The 25,501-nt window shown below is 67.5% G+C and carries 22 protein-coding genes; 14 read left to right on the forward strand and 8 right to left on the reverse strand.

Annotated elements, in window-relative coordinates; all coding sequences use genetic code 11:
* Nucleotides 1-20: 20 nt before the first annotated feature.
* Complete coding sequence (locus tag B6S44_RS08140; protein WP_129156381.1) at nucleotides 21-2,072, forward strand: hydantoinase/oxoprolinase family protein; 2,052 nt, start codon at nucleotides 21-23, stop codon at nucleotides 2,070-2,072.
* A 2-nt stretch (nucleotides 2,073-2,074) separates the two neighbouring features.
* A complete protein-coding gene (locus B6S44_RS08145) occupies nucleotides 2,075-4,078 on the forward strand; it encodes a hydantoinase B/oxoprolinase family protein (protein WP_129156383.1) in 2,004 nt (667 codons plus the stop codon).
* Nucleotides 4,079-4,087: 9 nt separating this feature from the next.
* Here the strand turns inward: B6S44_RS08145 and B6S44_RS29275 are convergent, their stop codons facing one another.
* The 4 genes from B6S44_RS29275 to B6S44_RS08165 are packed head-to-tail and all read right to left on the reverse strand — an operon-like array spanning nucleotide 4,088 to nucleotide 8,393.
* Nucleotides 4,088-4,801: an MOSC domain-containing protein gene (locus tag B6S44_RS29275; RefSeq protein ID WP_164985755.1), complete on the reverse strand. Its 714-nt coding sequence runs from the start codon at nucleotides 4,799-4,801 to the stop codon at nucleotides 4,088-4,090.
* Nucleotides 4,798-5,697 carry an ABC transporter permease gene (locus tag B6S44_RS08155; RefSeq protein ID WP_248309495.1) on the reverse strand — a complete coding sequence of 300 codons (900 nt, stop codon included), beginning with the start codon at nucleotides 5,695-5,697 and terminating at the stop codon, nucleotides 4,798-4,800. The genes B6S44_RS29275 and B6S44_RS08155 overlap by 4 nt, the downstream gene beginning before the upstream one ends.
* Nucleotides 5,694-6,650 carry an ABC transporter permease gene (locus B6S44_RS08160; RefSeq protein ID WP_129156387.1) on the reverse strand — a complete coding sequence of 319 codons (957 nt, stop codon included), beginning with the start codon at nucleotides 6,648-6,650 and terminating at the stop codon, nucleotides 5,694-5,696. Before B6S44_RS08160 ends, B6S44_RS08155 begins: the two co-directional genes overlap by 4 nt.
* Nucleotides 6,651-6,710: 60 nt before the next feature.
* The gene (locus B6S44_RS08165; protein WP_129156389.1) at nucleotides 6,711-8,393 is read right to left on the reverse strand and encodes a peptide ABC transporter substrate-binding protein; all 1,683 of its coding nucleotides are present in this window, start codon (nucleotides 8,391-8,393) and stop codon (nucleotides 6,711-6,713) included.
* 279 nt (nucleotides 8,394-8,672) lie between these two features.
* Here B6S44_RS08165 and B6S44_RS08170 point away from each other — a divergent pair, with 279 nt between their 5' ends.
* Both B6S44_RS08170 and B6S44_RS08175 read left to right on the forward strand, forming a co-directional pair.
* Nucleotides 8,673-10,001 (forward strand): NAD(P)/FAD-dependent oxidoreductase, encoded by a 1,329-nt coding sequence (locus tag B6S44_RS08170; RefSeq protein ID WP_129156391.1) that lies wholly within the window; start codon nucleotides 8,673-8,675, stop codon nucleotides 9,999-10,001.
* Between the two features lie 64 nt (nucleotides 10,002-10,065).
* Nucleotides 10,066-11,388 (forward strand): NAD(P)/FAD-dependent oxidoreductase, encoded by a 1,323-nt coding sequence (locus tag B6S44_RS08175; protein ID WP_129156392.1) that lies wholly within the window; start codon nucleotides 10,066-10,068, stop codon nucleotides 11,386-11,388.
* A gap of 3 nt (nucleotides 11,389-11,391) precedes the next feature.
* On the opposite strand, the gene argE is transcribed toward B6S44_RS08175, so the two are convergent.
* Nucleotides 11,392-12,534 carry an acetylornithine deacetylase gene (gene argE, locus B6S44_RS08180; RefSeq protein WP_129156394.1) on the reverse strand — a complete coding sequence of 381 codons (1,143 nt, stop codon included), beginning with the start codon at nucleotides 12,532-12,534 and terminating at the stop codon, nucleotides 11,392-11,394.
* Between the two features lie 212 nt (nucleotides 12,535-12,746).
* Between argE and B6S44_RS08185 the strand changes: the two genes are divergently transcribed.
* Nucleotides 12,747-13,415, forward strand: a complete 669-nt coding sequence (locus B6S44_RS08185; protein WP_129156396.1) for a haloacid dehalogenase type II — start codon at nucleotides 12,747-12,749, stop codon at nucleotides 13,413-13,415.
* 2 nt (nucleotides 13,416-13,417) lie between these two features.
* The gene (locus B6S44_RS08190; protein WP_129156397.1) at nucleotides 13,418-14,887 is read left to right on the forward strand and encodes an aldehyde dehydrogenase family protein; all 1,470 of its coding nucleotides are present in this window, start codon (nucleotides 13,418-13,420) and stop codon (nucleotides 14,885-14,887) included.
* Nucleotides 14,888-14,905: 18 nt separating this feature from the next.
* On the opposite strand, the gene B6S44_RS08195 is transcribed toward B6S44_RS08190, so the two are convergent.
* A complete protein-coding gene (locus B6S44_RS08195) occupies nucleotides 14,906-15,859 on the reverse strand; it encodes a LysR family transcriptional regulator (RefSeq protein ID WP_129156398.1) in 954 nt (317 codons plus the stop codon).
* A 230-nt stretch (nucleotides 15,860-16,089) separates the two neighbouring features.
* On the opposite strand from B6S44_RS08195, the gene B6S44_RS08200 reads away from it, so the two are divergent.
* The 7 genes from B6S44_RS08200 (at nucleotide 16,090) to B6S44_RS08230 (ending at nucleotide 22,502) form a co-directional block, all read left to right on the forward strand.
* On the forward strand, nucleotides 16,090-17,175 hold the full coding sequence (locus B6S44_RS08200; RefSeq protein WP_129156399.1) for an ABC transporter ATP-binding protein: 1,086 nt from the start codon (nucleotides 16,090-16,092) through the stop codon (nucleotides 17,173-17,175).
* A gap of 29 nt (nucleotides 17,176-17,204) precedes the next feature.
* On the forward strand, nucleotides 17,205-17,909 hold the full coding sequence (locus B6S44_RS08205; RefSeq protein ID WP_129156400.1) for an HAD-IA family hydrolase: 705 nt from the start codon (nucleotides 17,205-17,207) through the stop codon (nucleotides 17,907-17,909).
* 5 nt (nucleotides 17,910-17,914) lie between these two features.
* A complete protein-coding gene (locus B6S44_RS08210; RefSeq protein ID WP_129156401.1) occupies nucleotides 17,915-19,231 on the forward strand; it encodes an NAD(P)/FAD-dependent oxidoreductase in 1,317 nt (438 codons plus the stop codon).
* Nucleotides 19,232-19,325: 94 nt separating this feature from the next.
* A complete protein-coding gene (locus tag B6S44_RS08215) occupies nucleotides 19,326-20,324 on the forward strand; it encodes an ABC transporter substrate-binding protein (protein WP_248309512.1) in 999 nt (332 codons plus the stop codon).
* Nucleotides 20,325-20,429: 105 nt separating this feature from the next.
* Nucleotides 20,430-21,299 (forward strand): ABC transporter permease, encoded by an 870-nt coding sequence (locus tag B6S44_RS08220; protein ID WP_248309496.1) that lies wholly within the window; start codon nucleotides 20,430-20,432, stop codon nucleotides 21,297-21,299.
* Nucleotides 21,296-22,081, forward strand: a complete 786-nt coding sequence (locus tag B6S44_RS08225) for an ABC transporter permease (RefSeq protein WP_129156403.1) — start codon at nucleotides 21,296-21,298, stop codon at nucleotides 22,079-22,081. Before B6S44_RS08220 ends, B6S44_RS08225 begins: the two co-directional genes overlap by 4 nt.
* Nucleotides 22,082-22,226: 145 nt before the next feature.
* Complete coding sequence (locus B6S44_RS08230; RefSeq protein ID WP_129156404.1) at nucleotides 22,227-22,502, forward strand: hypothetical protein; 276 nt, start codon at nucleotides 22,227-22,229, stop codon at nucleotides 22,500-22,502.
* A 59-nt stretch (nucleotides 22,503-22,561) separates the two neighbouring features.
* Here the strand turns inward: B6S44_RS08230 and B6S44_RS08235 are convergent, their stop codons facing one another.
* Nucleotides 22,562-23,839: an NAD(P)/FAD-dependent oxidoreductase gene (locus B6S44_RS08235; protein WP_129156405.1), complete on the reverse strand. Its 1,278-nt coding sequence runs from the start codon at nucleotides 23,837-23,839 to the stop codon at nucleotides 22,562-22,564.
* Nucleotides 23,840-24,017: 178 nt separating this feature from the next.
* Here B6S44_RS08235 and B6S44_RS08240 point away from each other — a divergent pair, with 178 nt between their 5' ends.
* Entirely contained in the window at nucleotides 24,018-24,893 is an 876-nt protein-coding gene (locus B6S44_RS08240) for a GNAT family N-acetyltransferase (protein WP_129156406.1), read from the forward strand.
* A 3-nt stretch (nucleotides 24,894-24,896) separates the two neighbouring features.
* On the opposite strand, the gene B6S44_RS08245 is transcribed toward B6S44_RS08240, so the two are convergent.
* The gene (locus B6S44_RS08245) at nucleotides 24,897-25,373 is read right to left on the reverse strand and encodes an Lrp/AsnC family transcriptional regulator (RefSeq protein WP_210215008.1); all 477 of its coding nucleotides are present in this window, start codon (nucleotides 25,371-25,373) and stop codon (nucleotides 24,897-24,899) included.
* Nucleotides 25,374-25,501 lie beyond the last annotated feature (128 nt).

Consider the following 25,501-nt stretch of genomic DNA (forward strand, 5'->3'; position numbering starts at 1 on the left):
TTTTGTGGAACGGGCCCATCATGAGCTGGCGTATCGGCGTCGACATCGGCGGCACCTTCATCGACTTCTGCGCGCTGGAAACCGGCAGCGGCCGCGTCGAGACGATCAAGGTTTTGACGACACCTGACGCCCCGGGCCGCGAACTCCTCGCCGGGCTCGACCTGCTGAACGAGCGCCATGCCGTGCCGCCGGAGGAGATCGTCTCCTTCGTCCACGGCACCACGGTCGGCATCAACACCATCATCCAGCGCAAGGGCAGTCGCCTCGGCCTGATAACCACCGCCGGCTTCGAGGACGTGATCGAGCTGGCGCGCCTGCGCATGCCCGACATGTATTCGCTGTTCTGCGCCCGCCCGGAGCAGCTCATCCCCCGCGACTGCGTCTTCGGCGTCGGCGGGCGCATCCTCTCCGATGGCAGCATCGCCGAGCCTCTCGACCGCGACGCCCTCGCCGATGCGATTGCCAAGCTCAAGGCGCGCAGCGTCGACGGCGTGATCGTCTCCTTCCTGCACGCCTATCGCAATCCCGCTCATGAAACCGAGGCGCGGGCGCTGATCGCCGAGCTCGCGCCGGAGCTCTTCGTCTTCAGCACCAGCGAGGTCTGGCCGGTCATCCGCGAATATGAGCGCACCACAACTGCGATCCTGAACGGCTACGTCCACCCGCGCGTCTCGGGTTATCTCGATGCCCTCGAAGAGGCCCTCGTCTCGCGTGGCGTGCCGGCCGGCGCGATGCTGACCAAGTCGAATGGCGGGGTGATGAACGCCGCGACCGGCAAGCGCTCCTGCGTCAACATGCTGCTCTCGGGTACGGCCTCCGGCGTGATCGGCGCGGCCTATCTCGCCGAGCAGGCCGGCGCGAAGAACATCCTCACCCTCGACATCGGCGGCACCAGCGCCGACCTCGCCTTGATCATCGACGGCCAGCCGCAATTCGGGACGGGCGAGGTCGTTGGCGACTTTCCTCTCTATGTGCCGAGCGTCTCCGTCACCTCGATCGGCGCCGGCGGCGGCTCGATCGCCTGGGCCGACGCCTTCGGCGTGCTTAAGGTCGGCCCCGAAAGCGCTGGCTCGACGCCCGGCCCCGCCTGCTATGGTCGCGGTGGCGCCCGTGCCACCGTCACAGATGCGATGGCGACCTGCGGCCTCCTCGGCCACACCGCCCTCGCCTATGACCAGATCGGCATGCGCCGCGACCTGGCGCAGAAGGTGGTCAGCGAGGTCGCCGCAATGCTCGGCCGCAGCGCCGAGACGACGGCCGAGGCGATCATCGCCATCGCCGTCTCCGAGATGTTCGTCGAGGTCAACAAGCTCGTCGCCCGTTACGGCGTCGATCTGCGCGACTTCGCGCTGATGCCGTTCGGTGGCGCCGGGCCGATGCTCGGCTGCTTCCTGGCGCGCGAGCTTGGGATACCGCGCGTGCTGGTGCCGCGCCGGCCCGGCGTCGTCAGCGCACTCGGCGGGCTGATCGCCGATCTGAAGGGCGACTTCATCCAGAGCGTCTTTGCAGCCGCAGAGCCCGCCTCGTTGCCGCAATTGCTGGAGGCGCTGGCGCAGCTCAAGCGCGACGGGCTCGCCTGGATCCGCGAGGATCAGCGCTTCACCGGCCCCGTGGTCGAAACCTTAAGCGCCGACATGCGCTATCACGGCCAGTCCTTCGAGATCGAGGTGCCGCTCTCCGAGAGCTGGCTGGTCGAGGGCGATCTCGCGGCGATCCGCGCCGCCTTCCACCGCCAGCACCTCGACATCTACGACTTCAACGACGAGGCGGCCGAGGTCCAGATCGTCAATCTGCGCCTCGTCGTCACCGGCGCGACGCCGCGGCCGGAGCTCGCCCCGGCAAGCGAGGCGGTCGACGAGGCCGTGATCCCGGCGCGCTTCATCACGGTCTGGCTCGACGGCGGCGAGCGCGAGGTTGCGCTCTTCCACCGCGAGGCGCTGCGCTGCGGCCAGCATTTCTCCGGCCCGGCCGTGGTCGCGCAGGAGGACACCACGATCTGCATTCCGGCCGGTTTCGAGGCTGAGGTCGACGCCTTCCTCAACCTGCATCTCACCCTGCGCGAGGGAGCCTGATCATGGTCGACAAGGTGACCCTGCAGGTCCTGGCCAATCATTGCCGGGCCGCAGCCGAGAACATGGCCTATACGCTCTACCGCACGGCGCATTCCACCTTCGTCAAGGAGACAGAGGACTTCACGGTGATGGTGATGGACCGCACCGGGCGCGTCGTCGCCGTGCCGATGGATCTCGGCGCGACCTGGTATCCGGGGATGAACTACAACCGCGCCATCGAGATGGTGCCGGATTACCGCCCGGGCGACATCGCCTTCACCAACGACCCCTATAGCGGCTATCTCGCCACTCACGCCCCCGACACACATCTATGGAAGCCGATCTTCCACGAGGGCGAGATCGTCTGCTTCGTCGGCGGCCATGTCCACAACACCGATATGGGCGGGGCGGTGCCGGCGAGCCTGTCGCGCTCGCTCACCGAGATCCATCAGGAGGGCATCCGCTTCCCGCCGATGACGCTGATGCGCGACGGCGCCTTCGACGAGACGGTTTTGCGCATCATGATGATGAATGTGCGCAAGCCGGCGCTCAACATGGGCGACCTCAAGGCGCTGGCCGGCGCGCTCAACACCGGCGAGCGTAAGATCCAGGCGATGGTCGCCAAGTTCGGCGCCCAGGGCTTCATGGATGGGCTCGACGGGCTGATGGACTATGCCGAGCATCAGGCCCGCGAGATCCTGCGCTCCATTCCCGACGGCGAGTACTTCTTTTCCGACTATGCCGACGAGGACAGCGTCGACGGCAATCCCTGCCGGCTGGCGCTGACGCTGACGATCAAGGGCGACGCGGCGATCCTCGACTTCACGGGATCGGACCCGCAGCTCGGCTCATCGCTCAACGTGCCGACCGGCTCCGACCCGCGCCATACGCTGCTGCTCGTCGGCGTCTACTATGTGCTCTACACTCTGAACCCGCAGCTCCTGCTCAATTCCGGCCTGACCCGGCCCTTCACCTGCATCGCGCCGGAAGGGACGGTGCTGAACCCGTCCTTCCCGGCGGCGGTCGGCATGCGCAGCCTGACCTGCGCGCGCCTGCGCAGCCTGATCTTCGGCGCCTTCAGCCTCGCCGCGCCCGAGCGCCTGCCGGCGGCGCCGGCAGGCTCCAGCTCGATCGTCAATGTGATGACGACCGACGAGAAGACGCATCGCAGCGTCATCGCCGCGATCAATCCGGTGGTCGGCGGCGGCGGCGGCATGCCGCATCGCGACGGGCCGAACGGCTCGGGCGCCGACGCCGCCTATCTCAAGAACACGCCGATCGAGATCACCGAGACCGAGGTGCCGATCCGCTTCATGCGCTACGGGCTGCAGCCGGATTCAGGAGGCGCCGGGCGCTGGCGCGGCGGGCTCGCGACAGTGATGGAGTTCAAGGTGTTCTCGCCGAACTCGCGCATCACCGTGCGCAATCGCGACCGCTCGCATTTCCGGCCGTGGGGCACGCTCGGCGGCCTCTCCGCCGAGACCTCGAACTTCATCATCAACCCCGGCCGTCCCAATGAGCGCATCCTCGGCAACACCGACATCGCCATCGCTGAGCCGGGCGACGTAATCCATATCCACTCGCCGGGCGGCGGCGGACGCGGCTCGCCATTGGAGCGCGAGCCGGAGCGGGTCCTGCTCGATGTCGAGCGCGGCTATGTCAGCCTTGACGCGGCGCAGGCGCTCTACGGCGTGGTGATCGAAGGGGACGCCGTCGATTCCGATGCGACCGCCGCGTTGCGAGCGGAGCTGACGGCGCGCGCCCATGAGACTCATTTCCATTTCGGCCCGGAGCGGGACGCGTTCGAGCAGGTCTGGACGGCGGAGAACTATGGTGCGCTGACGCGGTTGCTGGCCGGTTTGCCGGTCCACTGGCGCTTCTTCACCAAGACCAAGCTGTTCGCCGCGATGCGCGATGCGTCCGGCAAGCTCGACCTTGCCGCGGCCTTCGCAATCGTTCGGCGAGATTATCCGCAAATTCCGGAGGTCGGGGAGGATGCGCCAGAGATTGCGCAGGCGGCCGAATAGCCGCCGGCTTCAGCCGACGGTGACGGCTGCGCCGGCCGCGATCTGGCCGGGCGTCACCACGTCGCAATAGATCCCGAACTTGCGCTCGTGGCGCTTGACCACGGTCCGCAGGATTTCGACGTCCTGCGGCAGGCCCTCCTGCGCGATGGTGATGAAGCCGCAGCGTCCGCAGGGTTCACGCCCCCGCAGCACGACGTCCCCGATCCTGATCTCGCGACCGATCCAGCCATGCTCCGGTATGGCCTCCGTCCCATCGGGCCAGTCGACGAGGATATTGGGCCGGAAGCGACGGGCAGCGATGACGCTGCCGGGCAGTTCCCGCTCGAGGCTGCCCAGCGCCGCGCTGGTGACGAGATGGATCGGCGCATGCTCGTAGCGTGGCCTGAATCCGCCTGATCCGACGGCGTCGAACCGCTTCAGCACCGGCATGAAGCCGAAGGCCTGTGACAGGCCCTCCAGCAGCTCCGAATCCTCCGGCACCGCCCAGCGTTCGCCATCGAGGGAGAGGGCGACGCCCTCGCCTGCGACCTTGGCATGAGCGCGCGGCACGCCGATGAAATGCTTCTCGCGGCCCGGCGAGGCGATGCGGCCGGTGGCGGCGTCGAGCAGCCCCCAGATCCGGTCGCCGGCGACGCCGCCGGCATTTACATCGAGCTGGTCCAGCTGCTCGCCGGCCACCGAGCTGACCGGGTAGCGCCAGAGTTCGGCGACCTTTCCCGTCACTGGCCCTCCATCCGCGGATCGAGCGCATCGCGCAGACCGTCGCCGATGAAGTTGAAGCTGGTGACCGCGAGCGTGATCGCGGCGCCGGGGATGATGGCGAGCCAGGGCGCGCTGGTGAGATAGCTCTGGGCGCTTTCCAGCATGTTGCCCCAGCTCGGCGTCGGCGGCTGGATGCCGAAGCCGAGGAAGGAGATGTAGCTTTCGGCCAGGATCGCATGGGCGACATTGAGCGTGGCGGCGACGACGATCGGCGCAATCGCGTTCGGCAGGAGCTCGCGGACCATGATGCGCCGGTTGCTCGCACCGAAGGAGACGGCTGCCTGCGCGAATTCGCGCGTCTTCAGCGAGCGGATCTGCGCCTCGACCACGCGCGCGACCTCCATCCATGAGGTCATCGCGATCAGGAGGATGATCGACGGCACCGAGGGGGCGATCAGCGCCGAGATCGCCAGCAGCAGGAAGATCGAGGGGAAGCACAGCATCGCATCGACGAAGCGCATCAGCGTCGCGCCGATGACGCCCTCGTAGAAGCCGGCGACCATGCCCACGACGATGCCGATCGCCATCGCGATCGCCATGGCCGAAAAGCCGACCGCCAGCGATATCCGGCCCGCCATCAGGAGGCGCGCGAGGATGTCGCGGCCGAGCGGGTCGGTGCCGAGGACATGCGGACCGGAGAAGGGCGGCGCGAAGCGGTTGCGGATGTCGATGAAGGTGTCGGTGTAAGGCAGGAGCCAGGGCCCGACGATGCAGGCGAGCGTCAGGAAGACGATCGTCGCCGCGCCGAAGACCGCGAGCCTGTGCCGGCGGAAGCGGCGCAGACCCGGGCTGTTCCAGAAGCCGGGGGCCGGCGGCAAAGCGGGCTCTGCCGTGCTGGTGAAAGGCATGCCGCTCATCGCCCGCTCCTCGAAATGCGCGGGTCGGCGACGCCGTAGAGCAGGTCGGCGAGCAGGGACCCCGTCAGGACGAGCACGGCGGTGAACATCAAGATGCCCATGACCACGGGATAGTCGCGATAGCTGATCGAATCGAGGAAGAGCCGGCCCATGCCGGGCCAGGTGAAGACCGTCTCGGTCACCAGTGCACCCGACAGCAGCGTCGGCACATGCAGGCCGGTGATGGTGATCATCGGCAGCAGCGCATTGCGCAAGGCATGGCGCAGCAGGATCTGGCGCTCCGGCACACCCTTGGCGCGGGCGGTGCGGATGTAGTCCTGGTTGACCACTTCCAGCATGGATGAACGCATGTAGCGGCTCCAGACCGCGGTCGAGACCAGCGCCAGCACGATGCAGGGCCCGATCAGGTGATGCACCTGGTTGAGGAACGAGCCGTCGCCCATGGTGTAGCGGTTGCCCGAGGGCAGCCAGCCGAGCCCGACCGAGAAGACATAGATCACGACGAGACCGAACCAGAAGGTCGGGATCGAGAGCGCGATCATGGCGCCGACGGTGGCGAGCGAGTCGAACAGCGAATAACGCCGGATCGCGCCGAGGATGCCGACCCAGGCGCCGATCACCATGGCGAGCAGCGTCGAGGTCAGCATCAGCTCCAGCGTCGCGCCGATATGCGAGGCGATGATGTGCAGCACCGGCTGCTGGTCGCGATAGGACACGCCCCAGTCGCCGCGCAGCATGCGCCAGAGCCATTCGAGATATTGCACCGGCAGCGGGCGGTTGAGGCCGAGCTGTTCGGCGATGCGGTCGAGATCGGCCTGGGTCATGTCGCCGCCGGCGGCGAACTGCGACATCGGCCCGCCCGGCGCCAGATGCAGGATGGCGAATCCGATCACCGAGACGATCAGCAAGAGCAGCAGCGACTGTCCGAGCCGGCGCAGGAGGAAGGCGATCATGGCGCCCGGCCCCCGGCCAGCGCCGGCTTCATGCCGGCGCGGTTCACATCGCGCTTCATGTCACTTGGCCCAGTACCACTGGCCCATGTTCCAGGTGTTTTGCCTGGCGTTGATGTTGGGCTGGTAGCCGATCAGCCCCTCCTTGTAGCCTTCGACCGGCGCGTACTGGTAGATCGGCAGGATCGGCAGTTCCTCGCGAACGAGCACCTGCAGCTTCTGGTAGATCGCCTTGCGCTTCTCCTGGTCGAAGGTCTCCTGGCCCTGCTTCATCAGCGTATCGGCCTCGGCGCTCTGCCACTGCATCTGGTTGGCGCCGTTGCCGCTCTTGGCCGGGATCGCATCCGAGCCGAAGCGATGCGCCGGATCGGGATCGATCACCGTACGGAAGGCGGTGCCGACCAGCAGGGACTGGAACTTGGAGCGGGTGTAGAACTCGCCCCAGATCACGGCGGCGGGCATGTTGTTGATCGCCATCTTGATGCCGATCTGCTGCCAGTCCTGCTGCATCAATTGCTGGCATTGCTCGCGAAGGGCCGCGCCCGTCGTGGTCGAGACGGCGAATTCGAGCGGCACGCCGTTCTTCATGCGCACACCCGAGCCAGAACGCTTCCAGCCGGCATCGTCGAGGATCTTGCCGGCGAGAGCCGGATCGTAGACCTGCTTCGGCAGGCTCGGATCGTAGGCCCAGGATTCCTGCGGCATGAAGGATTCGGTCGGGGTGTGCAGGCCGTAGAAGACGATGTCGATGATCGCCTGCTTGTTGATCGAGGCGTAGAGGGCCTTGCGCACCGCCTTGTCGGAGAGGACGGGGTGCTCGAGGTTCGGCATCAGCACCTCGAGCGAGGCGCTCGGGATCTTCACCACCTTGCGGCCGGGCAGCTTGACCGCCTCGGCATAGAAATTGGCCGGGATGCCGGTGCCGATGATCAGGTCGACCTGGCCGGTGCGGAACTGGGCATAGAGCGCGGTCTGGTCGGGTACGTATTTCAGCACCGCCTTCTCCAGATACGGCCCCTTGCCGTGGTACTTCTCGTTGGCGACGAGCTGGATGTTGTCGCCCGGCGTGCGCGTGCCCCATTTGAACGGGCCGGTACCGACCGGCGCGCCGTTGAACGGCGCCGTGTTCGGGTCGGCCGCCTTCTCCAGCAGGTGCTTGGGCACGATGAAGGTGTTGGAGAGCAGCGCGAGATAGGGCGCATAGGCCTTCTCCATGCGCCAGGAGATCTCAAGCGGGCCGGTGACCTTGATGTCCTTGACCAGCGAGTGGCCGACGCGGGTGCGCGCCTTGAAGCCCGGCGCATTGATCAGCTCGAGCGTGTACTTGACGTCCTCGGCGGTGAACGGCGCGCCGTCATGCCAGGTGATGCCCTCGCGCAGCTTGACCTTCCAGGCGAGGCCGCCTTCCGAGATGCCGCCATTGGCCTCGCTCGGCACCTCGGCCGCGAGGTCGGGGATCAGCGAGCCGTCTGGCTGGGCCAGCCACATCGTGTTGAAAACCTGCATCCAGACGGTCTCGTCGACCTCGATGCCGGGCATCAGCGGGTTGAAGGCCGTCGGCTCCTGCGACAGGCCGACCACGACCTGACCGCTCGGCTTCGCGGGCGGCGGCGGAGGCGCCTTGCCCTGAGCGCGAGCGCCAAGACCGGACGCGGCGAGGAGGCCGCCGGCGCCCAGCGCCAGGACCTCGCGGCGATGCAGAGCAGGCAGAGCAAGGCCGGACGCCTTCGTGGACGGCTTGTTCATCGTTGATCCCCTCGTTGTCGACGGCCTCACGAGACCGTGGCACGGCCGCCGCCTTTTGCTTGGCGGCTGGCCGTATCGGCCGTCGAATTGACGGCCCGGCCCCATCATAGGCAGGCCATGACCGGCGATGGTCACCGTCCTGTGCGGGGACAACCAAAAGAATCTGCCGAATCCTGCCCTTCCTTTGGCATAGGGTTTCAGACGGATCGGGCTTGAATACCGGCCTCCCGCCCGGTCAGCGCCGCCAGCACGACCTCTCCCGCCAAGGACAACGCCGCCATGTCGCCCCCGGTCAACCGCGTCCAAAGCGACGAAGCCTTGCCCGCAGCAGCCGATGTCGTGGTCATTGGCGGCGGCATCGCCGGCGTCACCGCAGCCTATCATCTGGCGAAGAAGGGCCATTCTGTCGCGCTGGTCGAGAAAGGCTATCTCGCCGGCGAGCAGTCGAGCCGGAACTGGGGCTGGTGCCGCCAGCAGAACCGCGACCTGCGCGAGCTACCGCTAGCGATGCGGGCCGTCGAGATGTGGAACGGGCTCTCCGAGGAGGTCGGGGCCGATGTCGGCTTCCGCCGCAGCGGCCTGACCTATCTGACGACCCGCCAGTCTGACCTCGATGCCTGGGAGGGCTGGGGCGAGAAGGCACGCCAATACCAGATGCAGACCCGCATGCTGAGCCCCGAGGAGGCCCGCGCTTTGGCGCCGCATGCCAAGGGTGACTGGGTCGGCGGCGTGCATTCGCCGACCGATGGCCGCGCCGAGCCGGCCATGGCGGTTCCGGCCATCGCCGAGGCGGGGCGCCGGCTCGGCGTCACTATCCATCAGGATTGCGCGGCGCGCGGCCTTGAAACCGCAGCCGGACGCGTCTCAGGCGTCGTCACCGAGAAGGGCACGATCCGGACCGCGACGGTGCTGCTCTCCGGTGGTGTCTGGACGGCGATGTTCGCCCGCCACCACGGCATCAGCATGCCGCTCGCCGGCATCAAGTCGACTTCTTTCTTCACCGGGCCGGCGCCGGAGATCACCACGGGCGGCATCTCGACACCGGACCTCACCATCCGCCGCCGGGTCGATGGCGGATACACGGTGGGGATCAGCGGGCGCGGCCTGCTCGAGCTCTCTCCGCACGGCATGCTCAATGCCAGGCCGTTCTGGCGCACCTTCAAGAAGCGCCACAAGCTGCTGACGATCCGGGCCGGCAAGTCCTTCTTCTTCGGGCCGGAAGCGCTGATGCGCTGGAGCAATGATTCGATCTCGCCCTTCGAGCGGATGCGGACCTATGACCCGCCGCCGCAGGAGGAGCTGATCACCTTCGCCAAGAAGCGGCTCGGCGAGATCTTCCCGCAGCTCGCCACTGTCGAGATCAAGCACAAATATGGCGGGCTGATCGACTTCACGCCCGACTGGGTGCCGGTCATCTCGGCCATCGACGCCCTGCCGGGCCTGCATGTCTCGGCAGGGTTCAGCGGCCATGGCTTCGGCATCGGCCCGGCGGCCGGGCGGCTCGCGGCCGACATCGTCGCCGGCGACAGCCCGATCGTCGATCCCACCCCCTATCGCTACAGCCGCCTCGTCGACGGGACCGACCTCGGCGAGCCCGGGCTGATGTGACGCTCGCTCTCTCCTAGCCGCACAGTCCCGCCGCCTTCTCGCGCAGCGCTTTCCGGAGCCCTCCATGTCGCCGACCATCGAACGCATCGCCAGCAGCGAAGCGCTGCCCGCGGCAGCTGATGTCGTCGTCATCGGCGGCGGCATCGTCGGCGCCGCCGCGGCCTATTATCTGGCACGGCGTGGCCGCTCGGTGGCGCTGGTCGAGAAGGGCGTGATCGGCGGCGAGCAGTCGAGCCGCAACTGGGGCTGGTGCCGCAAGCAGAACCGCGACGCCCGCGAACTGCCGCTCGCGATCCGCGCCATGGAGCTCTGGGAGAAGCTGAGCGACGAGCTCGGCCGCGACAGCGGCTTTCGCCGCTGCGGCCTGGTCTACGCCAGCAACGACGCTGCGCAATTGGCGCAATGGGAGCGCTGGCGCGAGACCGCCAAGGCCTTCGGCGTCGAGACCACGATGCTGACCGGGGCTGAAACCGCGACAATGACCGCCGCCAGCGGGCAGAGCTGGCTCGGTGGCCTGCATTCCGTCACCGACGGCAAGGCCGAGCCGGCGCTCGCAGCGCCGCTGATGGCCGATGGCGCTCGCCGCGCCGGCGCCAGCATCCATCAAGGCTGCGCGGCACGCGGGCTCGACATCGCTAATGGTGCCGTCACCGGCGTCGTCACCGAGAAGGGTACGATCCGCACGAACGCGGTAATCCTCGCCGGCGGCGCCTGGGCCTCGGCCTTCTGCCGCCGCCATGGCATCGTCTTCCCGCAGGCGAGCATCCGCGCGACCAGCCTGCGCACCGAGCCGGCGCCGGACTTCCTCGACGCCTTCTACACCCCGGAAATCGCGCTGACCCGCCGGCTCGACGGAAGCTACACGGTCGCGATCAGCGGCAAGGGCACGCTCGAGATCACGCCGCAGGGCCTGCGCTATGCCCGCGAGTTCCTCCCGATGTTCGTCAAGCGGCTGAAGGCGGTCGAGCTCGGCATCGGCTCCTCCTTCTTCAAGGGGCCGGAAGCGTTCGGCAGCTGGGAACTCGACGAGGTCACGCCCTTCGAAGCGATCCGCGTGCTCGACCCGGCGCCGAACCGCCGCGTGCTCGCGACCCTGCTGGAGCGCGCCCACGCCATGTTCCCGGCCCTCAAGTCCGTCGCCGTGCGCGAAAGCTGGGGCGCCTATATCGATTCAACGCCGGATGCCGTGCCGGTGATCTCGCCGGTCGCCGGCCTCTCCGGCTTCGTGCTGGCGGCCGGCTTCAGCGGCCACGGCTTCGGCCTCGGCCCCGCCGCCGGCCATCTCGCCGCCGACCTTGCGACCGGTGACACGCCGATCGTCGATCCGCGCCCGTTCCGGCATTCGCGCCTCGTCGACGGCTCCCGCGGCGCGATCGGCGAGTTCTGAGGTTCAGCAGAGGCGGTCGGCGACGCGCGCGATCATCGCCATCGCTCCAGCGAGCTCGGCATCGGTGATGTACTCTTCCGGCTTGTGGGCGCGGTCGACATCGCCGGGCCCGCAGACGATCGCGGCAAGGCCGGCGCGCTGGAACAGCCCGGCCTCGGTGCCGTAGCTGACAGCCGCCTGGCGTCCCTGGCCCGAGACCGCCTCGGTGAAGGCGACCAGCGGATCGCTCTCGTCGAGGGCGAGAGGCGGATAATCGCTCATGGTCTCGAAGCTGAACGCGAGCTTGTGCCCGGTCGCGGCAGCCTCGCGGGCGATCCGCTCGGCGACACCGGGCAGGAAGCCGAGCAGCGCGGCGGGCTCCTGGCCGGCGATGGCACGGGCCTCGACCTCGAACACGCACTGCGCCGGCACGATGTTGATGCCGGTGCCGCCCTTGATCACACCGACCTGGATCGTCGAATAGGGCGGCGCAAAGGCCTGCGCGAATGGCCCTTCAGCGGCATGGCGCAACGCCTCCTCATGGATCGCGGCGATCAGGCCGGCGGCGTAATGGATCGCGTTGTCGCCGAGATCGGTGCGCGAGGAATGCCCGGCCTTGCCGTCGACCGTGACACGCTGGGCGATCTTGCCCTTATGGGCCAGCACCGGCCGCAAGCCGCTTGGCTCGCCGACTATGCAGCCGAGCACAGGCGGGCATAGCTCCGGCAGTCGCGCGATCAGATGACGCACGCCGACGCAGCCGACCTCCTCGTCATAGGACAGCGCGATGTGCACCGGCCGCGCCAACTTCTTTGCGACGAGGGCGGGTACGCTCGCCAGCACGCAGGCCGCAAAGCCCTTCATGTCGACCGCGCCGCGCCCGATCAGCCGCTCGCCATCACGCCGCAGCTTGAAGGGATCGCCGATCCAGCCCTCGGGCGCCGCCGGAACCACGTCGAGATGCGCTGAGAGGATGATGCCGCCCGGGACCTTCGGCCCGATCGTCGCGAACAGGTTGGCGCGGTCGCCCTCCGGCCCCGGCACGATCACGCTGTCGACGCCATGGCCGGCGAGATAGGCGCGGACATGCTCGATGATCGCCCCGTTCGGGGTGCGACAGACGGAGGGAAAGCCGACGAGATCGGCGAGAACGGTTTCGACGGTCATGGGATTCGCTTGAGGGTTGGATCAGCCGAAACTCGGCGAGGCGGCCTAGCCTGTCCATCCTGCCCCGACTGCCGCAGCAATCCATGCCGAAGCATACCCGCTCATCGGCAGAATATTCGGTCGCGCCGAGCGGATTCCGCCTCCCTCCCCACGCTCGCGCTCTAGCCTCTTCCCAACGGCAGAGAGCCGTCGCAACGATCGAGAGCGAGACGATGAGCAGCTTCCGGCCGAAATTCATCACCTTCGACTGCTATGGCACACTGATCTATTTCGAGATGGCTCCGGCCGCCCGGCGCGTCTATGCCGGCCGCCTCGCGCTTGAGCAGATGGACGCCTTCTGCGACGCCTTCTCGAGCTATCGTCTCGACGAGGTGCTCGGCGCCTGGAAACCCTATCAGGACGTCGTCCGCAATGCGGTGGAGCGGACCTGCAAGCTCCTCGGCATCCCCTACGATCCGGCTGATGCTCAGCGCATCATCGACGAGATTCCGAGCTGGGGTCCGCATCCGGACGTGCCGGCCGGTCTCGCCAAGGTCGCCAGGGAGATCCCGCTCGTCATCCTCTCGAACTCGATGACGGATCTGATCCCGCATTCAGTCGCCAAGCTCGGCGCACCCTTCCACGCGGCCTATACCGCGCAGGACGCCCAGGCCTACAAGCCCCACATGCGCGCCTTCGAGTACATGTTCGACATGCTCGGCTGCGGCCCGCTGGACGTGATGCACTGCTCGTCGAGCTTCCGCTACGACCAGATGACCGCCTACGACATGAAGATCGCCCGACGCGTCTTCGTCAATCGCGGCCACGAGCCGGCGAACCCCTATTACAGCACCCACGAGATCAAGGACATTGGCGGCCTGCCGGCCCTGGTCGGGCTCTGATCATGCCGGGTGATTTCGACCCGGCCACGATCCACGTCACGACCGGACATTTCATCGCCGGCGAGGCGATCGGCGGCGGCGAGACGATGCCGGTCGCTCGCCCATCCGATCTGGTCGACTATGCCGAAATCCCGATCGCCGACGCCGCCATGGTCGACCGGGCCGTCGGCAGCGCGCATGCAGCGGTCGCTGCCAGCGGCTGGGCGACAAGGCCGCCGCGCGAGCGGGCCTGCGTCCTGAGACGCTGGGCGGAGCTCATCGAAGCAAATGCCGAGGAACTCGGCCGGATCGAAGCCGTCGGATCGACACGGCCGATCTCGCAGGCCGTGACCGGCGACGTCGCAGCCACGGCTGACGGCATCCGCTTCTTCGCCGAATGGGCCGACAAGCTCGGCGGCGAGGTCGCCGCGACGCGCAGCGACAATCTCGGCCTGATCGTCTCCGAGCCTTATGGAGTCGTCGGCGCGATCGCGCCCTGGAACGTGCCGCTCAGCACCGCGTCGTGGAAGCTCGGCCCAGCGCTGGCGGCGGGCAATGCCATCGTGCTGAAGCCGTCGGAACTGACGCCGTTTTCCGCCGTCAGGCTGGCACAGCTCGCGATCGAGGCGGGCATGCCCCCCGGCATCTTCAATATCGTCCAGGGCACCGGCGTCACAGGCGATGCGCTGGCGCGCCATCCGGGCATCGGCAAAATCTCGTTCACCGGATCGACCCGGACCGGCGCGGCGATCATGAAGGCGGCGGCCGAGAGCGGCATCAAGCCGGTGACGCTCGAGCTCGGCGGCAAGAGCCCGCAGCTCGTCTTTGCCGATGCCGATCTGGAGAAGGCGGCAAGCTGCATCGCCGGTTCGATCCTGGCCAATTCCGGCCAGGGCTGCGTCGCCGGTTCGAGAGTGATCGTGCAGCGCCCGATCGCCGAGGCCCTGATCGACCTGCTGAAGGTGAAGCTCCTCCGGATCACGCCGGGGCATACCTGGAAGGCTGCGACCGATTTCGGCCCGATCGTGTCCGAGGCGCAGGCTCACCGCATCGACCGCATCGTTACCGCCAGCCGGGAGCAAGGCGGCGAGGTGCTGCTCGGTGGAAGCATGATGGCCGGCTATGGCGGCGCCTACTACCAGCCGACGATCATCGCGAACGTGACCGGCGACAACGCGGCGGTGCGCGAAGAGGTCTTCGGCCCGGTCCTCACCATCCAGAGCTTCGCCGACGAGGACGAGGGCTTTGCCCTCGCCGATCATCCCGAATACGGCCTCGCCGCCGGCGTCTACACCCGCGATCTCGGCCGCGGCCTGCGTGCCGTGCGCCGGCTGCAGGCCGGCACCGTCTGGGTCAACCGCTACAGCCGCACGCTCGACTTCATCCTGCCGACCGGCGGCTACAAGAGCTCCGGCATCGGCAAGGATCTCGGCCGGCAAGCGGTCGAGCAGAACCTGCGGCACAAGACGGTGCTGATCGACATCGCGAGCTGAATGCGCCGCGCAGCGCCGTCAGCTGTAGCAGGCCTGCCTCAAACCGAGACCGGGATGAAGCGCGTCGATCGCCTCGATCTCGGCCTTCAGTTCTGCCCCGATCCAGTCCCGGATCTCGCCGACGACCGGGCTCGGCGGGCGGTTGCGCGGCGTCAGGAGCACGCAGTTGCGCTCGCCGCGCGTCAGCCGGTCGCTGGCCGGCACCAGCGCGCCAGACCTCAGCGCATGCGAGACGACCGTGATCCAGCCAAAGGCGACGCCCTGGCCGAGCAGCGCCGCCTGCACCACCACGGCATAGTCCGAGAAGCTCAGCGTCTTGACCGGCCCCGGCCGGCCGGTGGCGAAGGGCGGATAGCGCTCGGCCCAGTCGAGCGCGGAATCGGTCAGGTTGATGATCGTGTTGCCGTCGTCCGTTGTCCCCACTTCCGGCTCGCTCTGCCGGTAGCCCGGGCTGCAGATCGGCAGCATCACCTCGCGCACCACCATCGCCTCGGCCGGCACCGCTTCATCGCCATCGAGGAAGCGCATGCCGAGATCGACATTGTCGACCGGGCCGCGCAGCGAGCCGGCGATCATCTGGAAGCGCAGGTCGACCGAGGGAAAACGGCGCTGAAAATGATCCATGCGCGGCATCAGCCAATGCGTGGTGAAGGCGGAGGAGACCGAGATCGTCACCGTCTCCTTGCCGCCGCGTAGCTGCTCGACCTCGCGCAGGCCCGCTTCGATGCTGCGGAAGCCGTCGGCGACGCGGCGATAGAGCACTTCGCCCTCCGGCGTCAGGATCGCGCCCCTCCCGCCGCGCTCGAACAGGCGCAGGCCGAGATGGCTCTCGAAGCGCGACAGCATGCGGCTGACCGCCGGCTGGGTGACGTTCAGCTCCTCGGCCGCGCGGGTGAAACTGCCGCTGCGCGCCGCCGCCTCGAAGACGAAGAGCGCATTGCTCGACGAGACCATGCGGCGCAGCTCTGACATGACTTCAGGTTATGTTCTCCCTGATTATTTGGCAATTGCGACAAGGGGCCGAAATCCCGTTTCATCAGTTGATCGAATGCAGCTTGCGGTGACGGCCCGCCAGAGGCCCGCACCACCGAACAGCACCAGCGCCGGCACGGATCGCCATAAGATCACCTTATGGCCCGTCCCGAAAACGGTCTTTGCCTGCGCAGTGCCGCGATGTCGCTGTATCCGGACGGGAGAGTGCCATGGCCAACATAGGCGGCGAACGCGTCGAGATCAGATCCGCGAGCAAGCATTACGGCTCGGTGCGCGCGCTCGACGACGTCTCGCTCGACATCGCCCCGCAGGAATTCGTCTCGCTGCTCGGCCCGTCCGGCTCGGGCAAGACCACCTTGCTCGGCATCCTCGGCGGCTTCATCCAGCCTTCCGGCGGCTCGGTCCATCTCGGCGGCCGCGACGTCACCTATACCCCGCCGCACAAGCGCGACATCGGTATCGTCTTCCAGAACTACGCGCTGTTCCCGCATATGAGCGTCGGCGAGAACGTCGCCTTCCCCTTGCGGGCCCGGCGCCTGCCCAAGTCGACCTATGCCGAGAAGGTCCGCGGCGCGCTCGCCATGGTCGACCTCGCCGGTTACGAGGAGCGCGGCATCGGCCAGCTCTCCGGCGGCCAGCGCCAGCGCGTCGCGCTCGCCCGCGCCATGATCTTCGAGCCGCGCCTGATCCTGATGGACGAGCCGCTCTCGGCGCTCGACAAGCAGTTGCGCGAAAACATGCAGATCGAGCTGCGCCAGCTCCACAAGCGGCTGGGCGCGACGATCATCTACGTCACCCACGACCAGCGCGAGGCGCTGACGATGAGCGATCGCGTCGCAATCCTGAAAGACGGCAAGCTGGTCCAGATCGACAGGCCCGAGCGCCTGCACGATCACCCCGCCAACGCCTTCGTCGCCAGCTTCATCGGCGAGGCGACGCTGCTGCCGGTCGAGCGCGCCGGCTCTGACAGCGTCTCCCTCGCCGGCACCGTGCTGAAAAGCGCCCGCCCGATCGCGCCGAACGGCGAGCTCGTGCTCGCGATCCAGACCGAGAAGCTGCTGGTCGAGGACGGCTCCGGCAGTCCGGACCGAAATCGGCTCGAAGCCCGCGTCACCGACATCGTCTTCCAGGGCGAGAGCCTGCGCGTCTTCCTCGCGCTCGATGACGGCACGGCGCTCAGCCTGCGCCAGCCCAGCCATTACGAGGCCGCCCGCCGCATCCCGCCGGTCGGCGAACGCCTCGCCGTCAGCCTCCACCCGCAGGACACGATCATCGTGCCGAAAGCCGGCGCCTGATCCCCCTCCCCAAGCAGAGACGCAAGACCATGGCCCTCAGCGATTTCAAGGTTCTCACATTCGACGTGGTCGGCACATTGATCGACTTCGAGGCCGGCGTGCTCGGCGCGGTCCGGCGCCTCGGTGGCCCTGCTGCCGCCAAGCTCAGCGATGACGAGATCTTCGCGCCTTACCTCAAGGGCCGCGAGCTGCATTACGAGCGCTCCAGCGAGGTGATGAAGCTGGTCTACATCCACCTCGCCAAGGAGCTCGGCCTGCCGCATGACGATGCCACGGCTGATGCCTTCCAGCTCGCCATCCTGCGCCACCCTGCCTTCCCGGATTCGGCTGAAGCGCTGGCGCGGCTGCGCAAGCATTACCGGCTGGTGGCGATGACCAATGCCGACCGGCCGAGCTTCACCTGCTACTCGCACACGCTCGGCAACCCGTTCCACGACAGCATCACCGCCGACGAAGCGATCCACCCCAAGCCCGATCCGCTCTACTTCGCCTATAATCGCGGCCGGCAATCGGCCTTCGGCTACAAGCAGGAGGAGATCCTCCACGTCGCGCAGAGCCAGTACCACGATATCGGCGTCGCCAAGTCGCTGGGCTATGCCACCTGCTGGATCGAGCGGCGCCAGGGGCAGAAGGGCTTTGGCGGCACGCCGGCGGTGCCGGAGATCACCAGGCCCGATTTCCACTTCCCGACGCTGAAGGCGCTTGCCGACGCGGTCGAGGCGGGACGGGCCTGATCCCTGTGACGGCCGCGCCGACATCCTGGCAGGCCCTCGACGCCGCGCCCTCGCTTTGGCGGGCGACGGCTGCGCCGCTGCCTGCGCTGCCGCCGCTCGCCGGCGACGCGCAGGCGGACGTCGTCATCATCGGCGCCGGCTATACCGGGCTCTCGGCCGCCCATCATCTCGCCGCCAGCGGCCTTGCGCCTGTCGTGCTGGAGGCGAACGAACCCGGCTGGGGCGCGAGCGGGCGCAATGGCGGCGTCATCACCGCCAAGTTCCGCCTGTCCTTCCCGGCGATCGCCGCCGGCCATGGCCGGGGCATGGCGAAACGCATGTACGACATCGCCCATGAGGCGACCGATATCGTCTCCGAGCTGGTCGACATCCACCGCATCGCCGATGCCGGCTTGACCCGCGCCGGTCAGGTCAAGGCCGCGCACAACCACGAGACGCTGGCCTATGCGGTGACGGAAGCGCAGTGGCTCCGCGCCGAACTGGGCGACACCACGATGACCGTGCTCGATGCCGGGCAGGTGCGCGAGGAGACCGGCTCCGCCGGCTTCGTCGGCGGCGTGCTCAATGCCGGCTCGGGCGGCATCCACCCGCTCAACTATCTGCGCGGCCTCGCCCGCGGCGTGACCTCGCAGGGCATTCCCGTCCATAGCCAGACGCCGGCGCTCAGCCTCAAGCGCGAGCGTGACGGCGTGCTGGTCGAGACGCCTGGTGGCACGGTGCGGGCGAAGCAGGCGATCATCGCGACCAACAGCTATTCCGATCTGACCCCGGCGACCCGCGACTACCAACGCACGCTGATCCCGTTCCGCAGCGCGATCATCGCGACCGAAAAACTCTCGCCAAAACTCGCCGCCAGCGTGATGCCGACGGGCCGGACCTATACCGAGACCAAGCGGATGATGCGCTGGTTCCGCATGGTCGACGACCGGATCGTCTTCGGCGGGCGGGGCGCCTTCGGCAAGACGGATTCCGCCGCAGCCTTCGCCGCCCTGCACAAGGCGATGATCGGCATCTTCCCGCAGGTCGCCGACGTGCCGCTGGCTTATTCCTGGTCGGGATTGGTGGCGATGACGCTCGATTCCGTGCCGCATGTCGGCCGCGTCGACGACCGGGTCATGGTCGCCATGGGCTACAACGGCGCCGGTGTCGCCATGTCCAGCCTGATGGGACGCTACCTCGCCGCCTTTGCGCGCGGCGAACGCCCCGATGTCGGGTTGCTCGACATCGGCCGCATGCGGCCCGTGCCCTTCTACGCGCTTCGAGAACCGGCGGTCCGTCTGGTCGCCGGCTGGTACCAGTTTCTGGACGCGATCGGACGGTAGCCCTCGAAGCTCCGATCCAACAACAGGGGAACAAGACATGGCTAAGAGCTTGAGTTTCCGGACCGCCTGCGCCGCAGCGGGGTTTTCCCTCGCAATGCTCGGCTCCGCCAGCGCGGCCGAGCAGATCATGTTCGTCTCGCAGGGCGGCGCCTATCAGAAGGCGCAGACCATCGCGATCCTCGACCCGAGCGCCAAGAAGCTCGGCATCACTATCAACCAGGACAGCGTGCCCGACGCCTGGCCGATCATGCGCTCGCAGGTCGCATCGGGTAAGCCGACCTGGGACGTCGTCGACGTCGCCACCAATTTCTGCCTGCGCGGCGGCGAGCAGGGCATCGTCGAGAAGCTCGACTTCAGCAAGATCCCGAACGCCGCGGCGATGCCGGCCGAGTACCGCAGCGACTGGTCGGTGGCCTACGAATTCTATTCGAGCGTGCTCGGCTACAACCTGAAGAAATTCCCGGACGCCGCCTCGGCGCCCAAGACCTGGGCCGATTTCTGGGACGTGAAGAAGTTCCCGGGCCGCCGCTCGCTGCGCAACCACCCGCTCGCGACACTCGAGGCGGCGCTGATGGCCGACGGCGTCGCCCCCGACAAGCTCTACCCGCTCGACGTCGAGCGGGCCTTCAAGAAGCTCGAGGAGATCAAGCCCAACATCACGGTCTGGTGGACGTCCGGCGCCCAGTCGGCGCAGCTCCTGAACGATGGCGAGGTCGACATGGTGATGGCCTGGAACGGCCGCATCAGCGCGCTCGCCAAGGAAGGCGCCAAGGTCACCTATACCTACAATCAGGGCATACTGCAGAGCACCTCGCTCTGCGTGCTCAAGGGCGCCCCCAACCTGCCGACCGCGATCAAGTTCCTCAACGAAGCGGTCGATCCGGTGCACCAGGCCAATCTGCCGCTGCATATCGACTACGGCCCGGCCAACCCGAAGGCCTACGACACCAAGGTCATCTCCGAGGCGCGGGTCAAGGAGCTGCCGAGCGCGCCGGAGAACGCCAAGGTGCAGGCGCTGATGTCCTATGCCTGGTGGACCTCGCCGGCCGGCGAAGCCGCCGAGAAGCGCTGGCTGCAGTTCATGCAGAAGTGAGCAGCCTCACCGTCATGCTCGGGCTTGTCCCGAGCATCTCTTGCAGGAGATTCTCGGGTCTGCGCTGCGCTTCGCCCGAGAATGACGTCTAGAAGGGACCGCAACGTGAGCACCAGCGCGATCGACCCATCCCTCCGTCATCAGCGCCGCGAGCAGGCGCTGATGACGCTGCTCGCGGCCCCGGCCGTGCTGGTGATCGTCGCGCTGGTGGTGATCCCGGTCGGCTGGCTGGCGGCCCAGTCGATCTACGACAACGGCTTCACGCTTGAGCACTACCGCCGCATCTTCACCGAGGAGGTCTACTGGCGCAGCTTTGCGCTGACCTTCCGCATCGCCCTGATGGTGACGTTTCTAACCCTGCTCCTCGGCTATCCGGTCGCCTATGCAGCCGCCCACGCCAAGCGGCCCTGGAACGTATTGATCCTCGCCTGCGTGATGCTGCCGTTCTGGACCAGCGTGCTGGTGCGCGCCTATGCTTGGCTCGTGCTGCTGCAGCGCACCGGCGTCGCCAACCAATTACTCGAACGCTTCGGTCTGATCACCGAGCCGCTGGCGATGGTCCACAACGAGCTCGGTACGGTGATCGCGACCGTGCACATCCTGCTACCCTTCATGGTGCTGCCACTCTATTCGACCATGCAGAAGATCCCGCGCGAGCTGATGCTCGCCGGCGCCAGCCTCGGCGGCGGCCCGCTCTACAGCTTCCTGCGCATCTTCCTGCCGCTGTCGCTGCCGGGCGTCGTCGCCGGGCTCACCCTCGTCTTCGTGCTGACGCTCGGCTTCTACATCACGCCCGAGCTGCTCGGCGGCGGGCGCACCGTGATGATCTCGATGGTCGTGAGCCGCAATGTCGAGCTCTACGCGCAATGGGGCGCCGCCAGCGCCGTCGGCGTCGTGCTGCTCGCCTGCGTGCTCATGATCTTCGCCGCGGTCGGCCGCATCATCCCGCTCGACAAGATGCTGGGGCAGAAATGAAGACCTCGCTGCTGCCGCGCCTCGCCTTCGGCCTCGTCGTCGGGCTGGTCCTGATCTACCTGATGCTGCCGGTGCTGATCATCGTGCCGATGTCGTTCTCGAGCACGCGCTTCCTGACCTTCCCGCCGCCGGCGCTCTCGCTGCGCTGGTACGCTGAGTATTTCGGCAGTCCGAACTGGATGCAGGGCACGCGGATGAGCCTGATGCTCGGCGTGCTGACCGTGCTGATCGCGACACCGCTCGGCACCGCCGCGGCCTATGCCATCAGCAACGCCCAGAACCGGCTGATGCGCTCGCTGCACATGGTGCTGATGCTGCCGCTGATCGTGCCGATCATCATCGTCGCGATCGGCATCTTCTTCGTCTACGCCAAGCTCGGCCTGATCCAGACGCTGACCGGGCTGGTACTGGCCAATGTCATGCTCGGCCTGCCCTATGTCATCACCTCGGTCGTCGCCGGGCTGCAGAGCTTCGACAAGACGCAGGAGATGGTGGCGCGCAGCCTCGGCATGAACCGCCTGCGCGCCTTCCTGACCGTCACCTTGCCGCAGATCAAGGCCAGCGTCTTCGCCGGCGCCGTCTTCGCCTTCATCTCGGCGATCGACGAGACGATCATCGCGCTCTTCGTTTCCGGCGGGCAGTACCAGACCCTGACCAAGCGCATGTTCACCGCCCTGCGCGACGAGATCGACCCGACCATCGCCTCGATCTCGACCCTGCTGACGGCGGCTTCCTTCCTGCTCGTCCTGCTCGCCATGAGCGGACAGAAGAAGGAGGCGTAGCGCAGACCACGTCTGAGGGCGCTGTGGATCGCGCTCCCGCGGGCGACCGGCGTAGCCATCCGAAACTCGAGGTCGGGATTCCCGAATCTGGATCAGCGACGGCGGGCGCAGCAGGTCAAGGGCCTGCGGCTCGCCGGTTCATTCCATGCACCAACTCGGCGGCCTTCTGCGCCGAGATCGTTTTCACACCCGAGCTCGCAAGTTGCTCGAACATGAGCGCTATGGCCTCGACGGCGGTGTGCTCGGCGGCTGCGATCGTAAGGGTGGCCAGAGACAGGGCTTTGTCCCGACTGGCAAGGACAACCTCAACGGACGACTGGTGAAGCGTAGTCGTCAGTCCTTGGACAAGCTCTTTGGCTCGTTCTTCGGGGGTGTGATCCGACAGATGACCAATGTGTGTCATTTCAACGCAACTCAATGACCGGGCTGAGCTAGCGTTCAATCTTCATGCCATGGTTCATATCGATGGCCAGACCTGCCTCAGTGTCGCCAGTCCTGGTAGCGATAATAGGCGCCGACGAAGGGCAGGAACCAGGGCGGGCCGAAATGGCCGGGCACTGCCGGCCAGTCGAGCCCGGCGAAGGGGTTCGCCCTGGCGTCCCCACCCATCACGCTCGCCATGGCCTGCCCCATATGCACCGACATCTGGGTGCCGTGGCCGCTATAGCCGAGCGCGTGGAAGACGCCGTCGCGCTCGCCGGCGCGCGGTAGCCGGTCTACCGTCATGTCGACGAGGCCGCCCCAGCAATAGTCGATGCGCGTATCCGCGAGCTCGGGGAAAAGCTCCAGCATGCGCGCCCTCAGGATCGCGCCGCTCTTGGCGTCCGAGGCCGGGCTCGACAGCGCAAAGCGCGCCCGCCCCCCGAAGATCAGCCGGTTGTCGGGGGTCAGCCGGAAATAGTTGCCGATGTTCTTCGTCGTCGTCGCCGTCCGCCGCGTCGGCATGATCGCCGCGGCGCGCTCTGGCGAGAGCGGCTCGGTCGCGATGATGAAGCTGCCGACCGGCACGATCCGCCGCCTCAGCCAGGCGAATGGCCCCCGGCGCGAGGCGCCGGTCGCGAGCAGGACCTGCCCCGCCTCCAGCGTGCCGCGGCTGGTGACGACGCGGTGGGCCTGGCCGTTCAGCCGCTCGAGTCCGGTCACCGCCGCGTTCTCATGGATCGCCGCGCCATTGCGCGCCGCGGCCTCCGCCAGACCGACGCCGAAGCGGCCCATATGCATATGGGCGCTGCGCGGATAGACGAGGCCGCCGAAGAAGCCGTCCGAACCGATCTCGCGCCGCATCTGCTGGGGCGGCACAACGATCAGGTTCGGCTCGACGGTGCGCTGCAGCAGGGCGGCGCTCTTCTCCAGCTTGGCGAAATGCTCCGGCTTGGCAGCGAGCTTGATCTTGCCGGTGCGGATGAAATCGCAGTCGATCACCTCATGCGCGACCAGCGCCTCGACGGTGTCGACCGCGCTGTCGAAGGCGCGGTAGAGCGCGACCGCCCTCTCCTCGCCGAGGCTGGCGGCGAGGCTCCCGAGATCATGCGCGAGCCCGTTGTTGCAATGCCCACCATTGCGCCCGGACGCCTCGCCGATCACGCGCCCGGCCTCCAGCACGGCGACGCTCGCGCCCGACTTCGCCAAGGCGAGCGCTGCCGACAGGCCGGTGAAACCGCCGCCGACGATGGCGACGTCGACCTTGCCGGCGATCGAGGCCGTGGAGCCGGCGGTGAATCCCGGCGCCGTCGCGAGCCAATAAGGTTCGAGCTTCATGGAAGACAGGGCCTCAGCGCTTCAGACAAGACGGCAGGGATGGCATTCGGCCGGCCGAGCCGGCTCCGACCGTCGAGAATACCGCCTTGCCGGGCAGGTTCTTGGACAATTTTGCAGTTCTCCGCAGCCCGGCGCCTGCCTATAGTCGCCCGGCATTCGAGGAACGAGGCCTGCAACGGTGGCTCATGGTACGGCTCGGCGCCGGCTCGACTACGAGCTCGCCATCAGGCCGATGACAGAAGCGGATATCTCCCAGGCGCACCAGCTCTCCGTCGGTGTCAGCTGGCCGCATCGGCCGGAGGACTGGCGCTTCGTGCTGGAGGTCGGGCACGGCTTCGTCGCGTGCGACGCGATCGACCGGGCGCTGGCTTCGGCGATGTGGTGGCCGTATGGGCCGCATTTCGCCACGGTGGGCATGGTCATCACCTCGCCGCGGCTGCAGATGCAGGGCGCCGGGCGGCGGCTGATGGACACGATCTTCGAGCAGGCGGGCGATCGCGACCTCAGGCTCAATGCGACGCGCGCCGGCTACCGGCTCTATCGCTCACTCGACTTCCAGCCGATCGGCCGGATCTTCCAGCATCAGGGCCGCGTCCAGGCGCCGGCCGGCGCTGCGCCCGACGAATTCACCGTCCGCCCAGTGACCGCCGCGGACGGCGATGCGATCGCGCAGCTCGACGCCGACGCCTATGGCGCCGACCGCTCGCGCGTGATGGCAGCGCTGATGAAGCTCGCAACCGGGACGGTGATCGAGCGGGACGGCGCGTTGGTCGGCTTCGCGCTCTGCCGCCGCTTCGGCCGCGGCCATGTCGTCGGCCCTGTCGTCGCCGAGAGCGACGAGGCGGCGATCGCGCTCGTGCGACCGCATGTACTCGCCCATGACGGCCAGTTCCTGCGCGTCGACACCGCCCAAGAGCAGGGCAAGTTCGGCGGCTTCCTCGAAGATTGCGGCATGACCGTCTTCGACACGGTGACGACGATGATCCGCGGCCGCAATCACGGCCCGAGCGGCCAGGCTCGGACCTTCGGCCTCGTCACCCAGGCGCTGGGCTGAACTTTACAGGCCGAACAGCACCGGAAGCGGATAGCCCGGCTTCTGGATCGGCGACTTGATCACGATGTAGCTGAAATATTTGGAGATGCCGATATTGCGGTCGAGCAGGGTCTCGATCAGCGACTGATAGTGCGTCAGCCCGCGTGTGACGAATTTGACGAGGTAGTCGTAGCCGCCGCTGACCATATGGCACTCGACCACCTCGTCGACACGTCTGAGCGCCGTCTCGAAACGGATGAAGTATTCCTTGGTGTGGTCTGCCAGGGTGATCTCGGTGAAGACGGTGATCGTCTCGCCGAGCTTCTGCAGGTTGATCGTCGCGCCATAGCCGGAGATGAAGCCGGCCTGCTCCAGCCGCTTGACCCGCAGCAGGCATGGGCTCGGCGACAGACCGACCGCATCGGCCAGGGTGACGTTCGTCATCCTGGCGTTGTTCTGCAGCTCGATCAGGATCTTCATGTCGATGCGGTCGAGCCGCACGCCCGGTGTCACGACGAAAGCCTCATGCCAGAGCCGCCCTACGCAGCCGGGCGGCGGACACCGCACGGCCGCGCCACCCTAAAGGCTGTCGCGCCCTTCCGACAAGGAAGGGAGCATGGCCGAACAAG

Origin of the sequence: Allobosea sp. Tri-44 (assembly GCF_004123845.1) — a bacterium.
Lineage (GTDB): Bacteria > Pseudomonadota > Alphaproteobacteria > Rhizobiales > Beijerinckiaceae > Allobosea.

Coding starts and splice junctions, on each gene's coding strand:
- B6S44_RS08200 (WP_129156399.1), top strand. CDS start 16,090: ATGGCCAACATAGGCGGCGAACGCGTCGAGATCAGATCCGCGAGCAAG.
- B6S44_RS08140 (WP_129156381.1), top strand. CDS start 21: ATGAGCTGGCGTATCGGCGTCGACATCGGCGGCACCTTCATCGACTTC.
- B6S44_RS08225 (WP_129156403.1), top strand. CDS start 21,296: ATGAAGACCTCGCTGCTGCCGCGCCTCGCCTTCGGCCTCGTCGTCGGG.
- B6S44_RS08175 (WP_129156392.1), top strand. CDS start 10,066: ATGTCGCCGACCATCGAACGCATCGCCAGCAGCGAAGCGCTGCCCGCG.
- B6S44_RS08145 (WP_129156383.1), top strand. CDS start 2,075: ATGGTCGACAAGGTGACCCTGCAGGTCCTGGCCAATCATTGCCGGGCC.
- B6S44_RS08215 (WP_248309512.1), top strand. CDS start 19,326: ATGCTCGGCTCCGCCAGCGCGGCCGAGCAGATCATGTTCGTCTCGCAG.
- B6S44_RS08185 (WP_129156396.1), top strand. CDS start 12,747: ATGAGCAGCTTCCGGCCGAAATTCATCACCTTCGACTGCTATGGCACA.
- B6S44_RS08230 (WP_129156404.1), top strand. CDS start 22,227: ATGCACCAACTCGGCGGCCTTCTGCGCCGAGATCGTTTTCACACCCGA.
- B6S44_RS08170 (WP_129156391.1), top strand. CDS start 8,673: ATGTCGCCCCCGGTCAACCGCGTCCAAAGCGACGAAGCCTTGCCCGCA.
- B6S44_RS08155 (WP_248309495.1), bottom strand. CDS start 5,697: ATGAGCGGCATGCCTTTCACCAGCACGGCAGAGCCCGCTTTGCCGCCG.
- B6S44_RS08195 (WP_129156398.1), bottom strand. CDS start 15,859: ATGTCAGAGCTGCGCCGCATGGTCTCGTCGAGCAATGCGCTCTTCGTC.
- B6S44_RS08165 (WP_129156389.1), bottom strand. CDS start 8,393: ATGAACAAGCCGTCCACGAAGGCGTCCGGCCTTGCTCTGCCTGCTCTG.
- B6S44_RS08205 (WP_129156400.1), top strand. CDS start 17,205: ATGGCCCTCAGCGATTTCAAGGTTCTCACATTCGACGTGGTCGGCACA.
- B6S44_RS08190 (WP_129156397.1), top strand. CDS start 13,418: ATGCCGGGTGATTTCGACCCGGCCACGATCCACGTCACGACCGGACAT.
- B6S44_RS08235 (WP_129156405.1), bottom strand. CDS start 23,839: ATGAAGCTCGAACCTTATTGGCTCGCGACGGCGCCGGGATTCACCGCC.
- B6S44_RS08160 (WP_129156387.1), bottom strand. CDS start 6,650: ATGATCGCCTTCCTCCTGCGCCGGCTCGGACAGTCGCTGCTGCTCTTG.
- argE (WP_129156394.1), bottom strand. CDS start 12,534: ATGACCGTCGAAACCGTTCTCGCCGATCTCGTCGGCTTTCCCTCCGTC.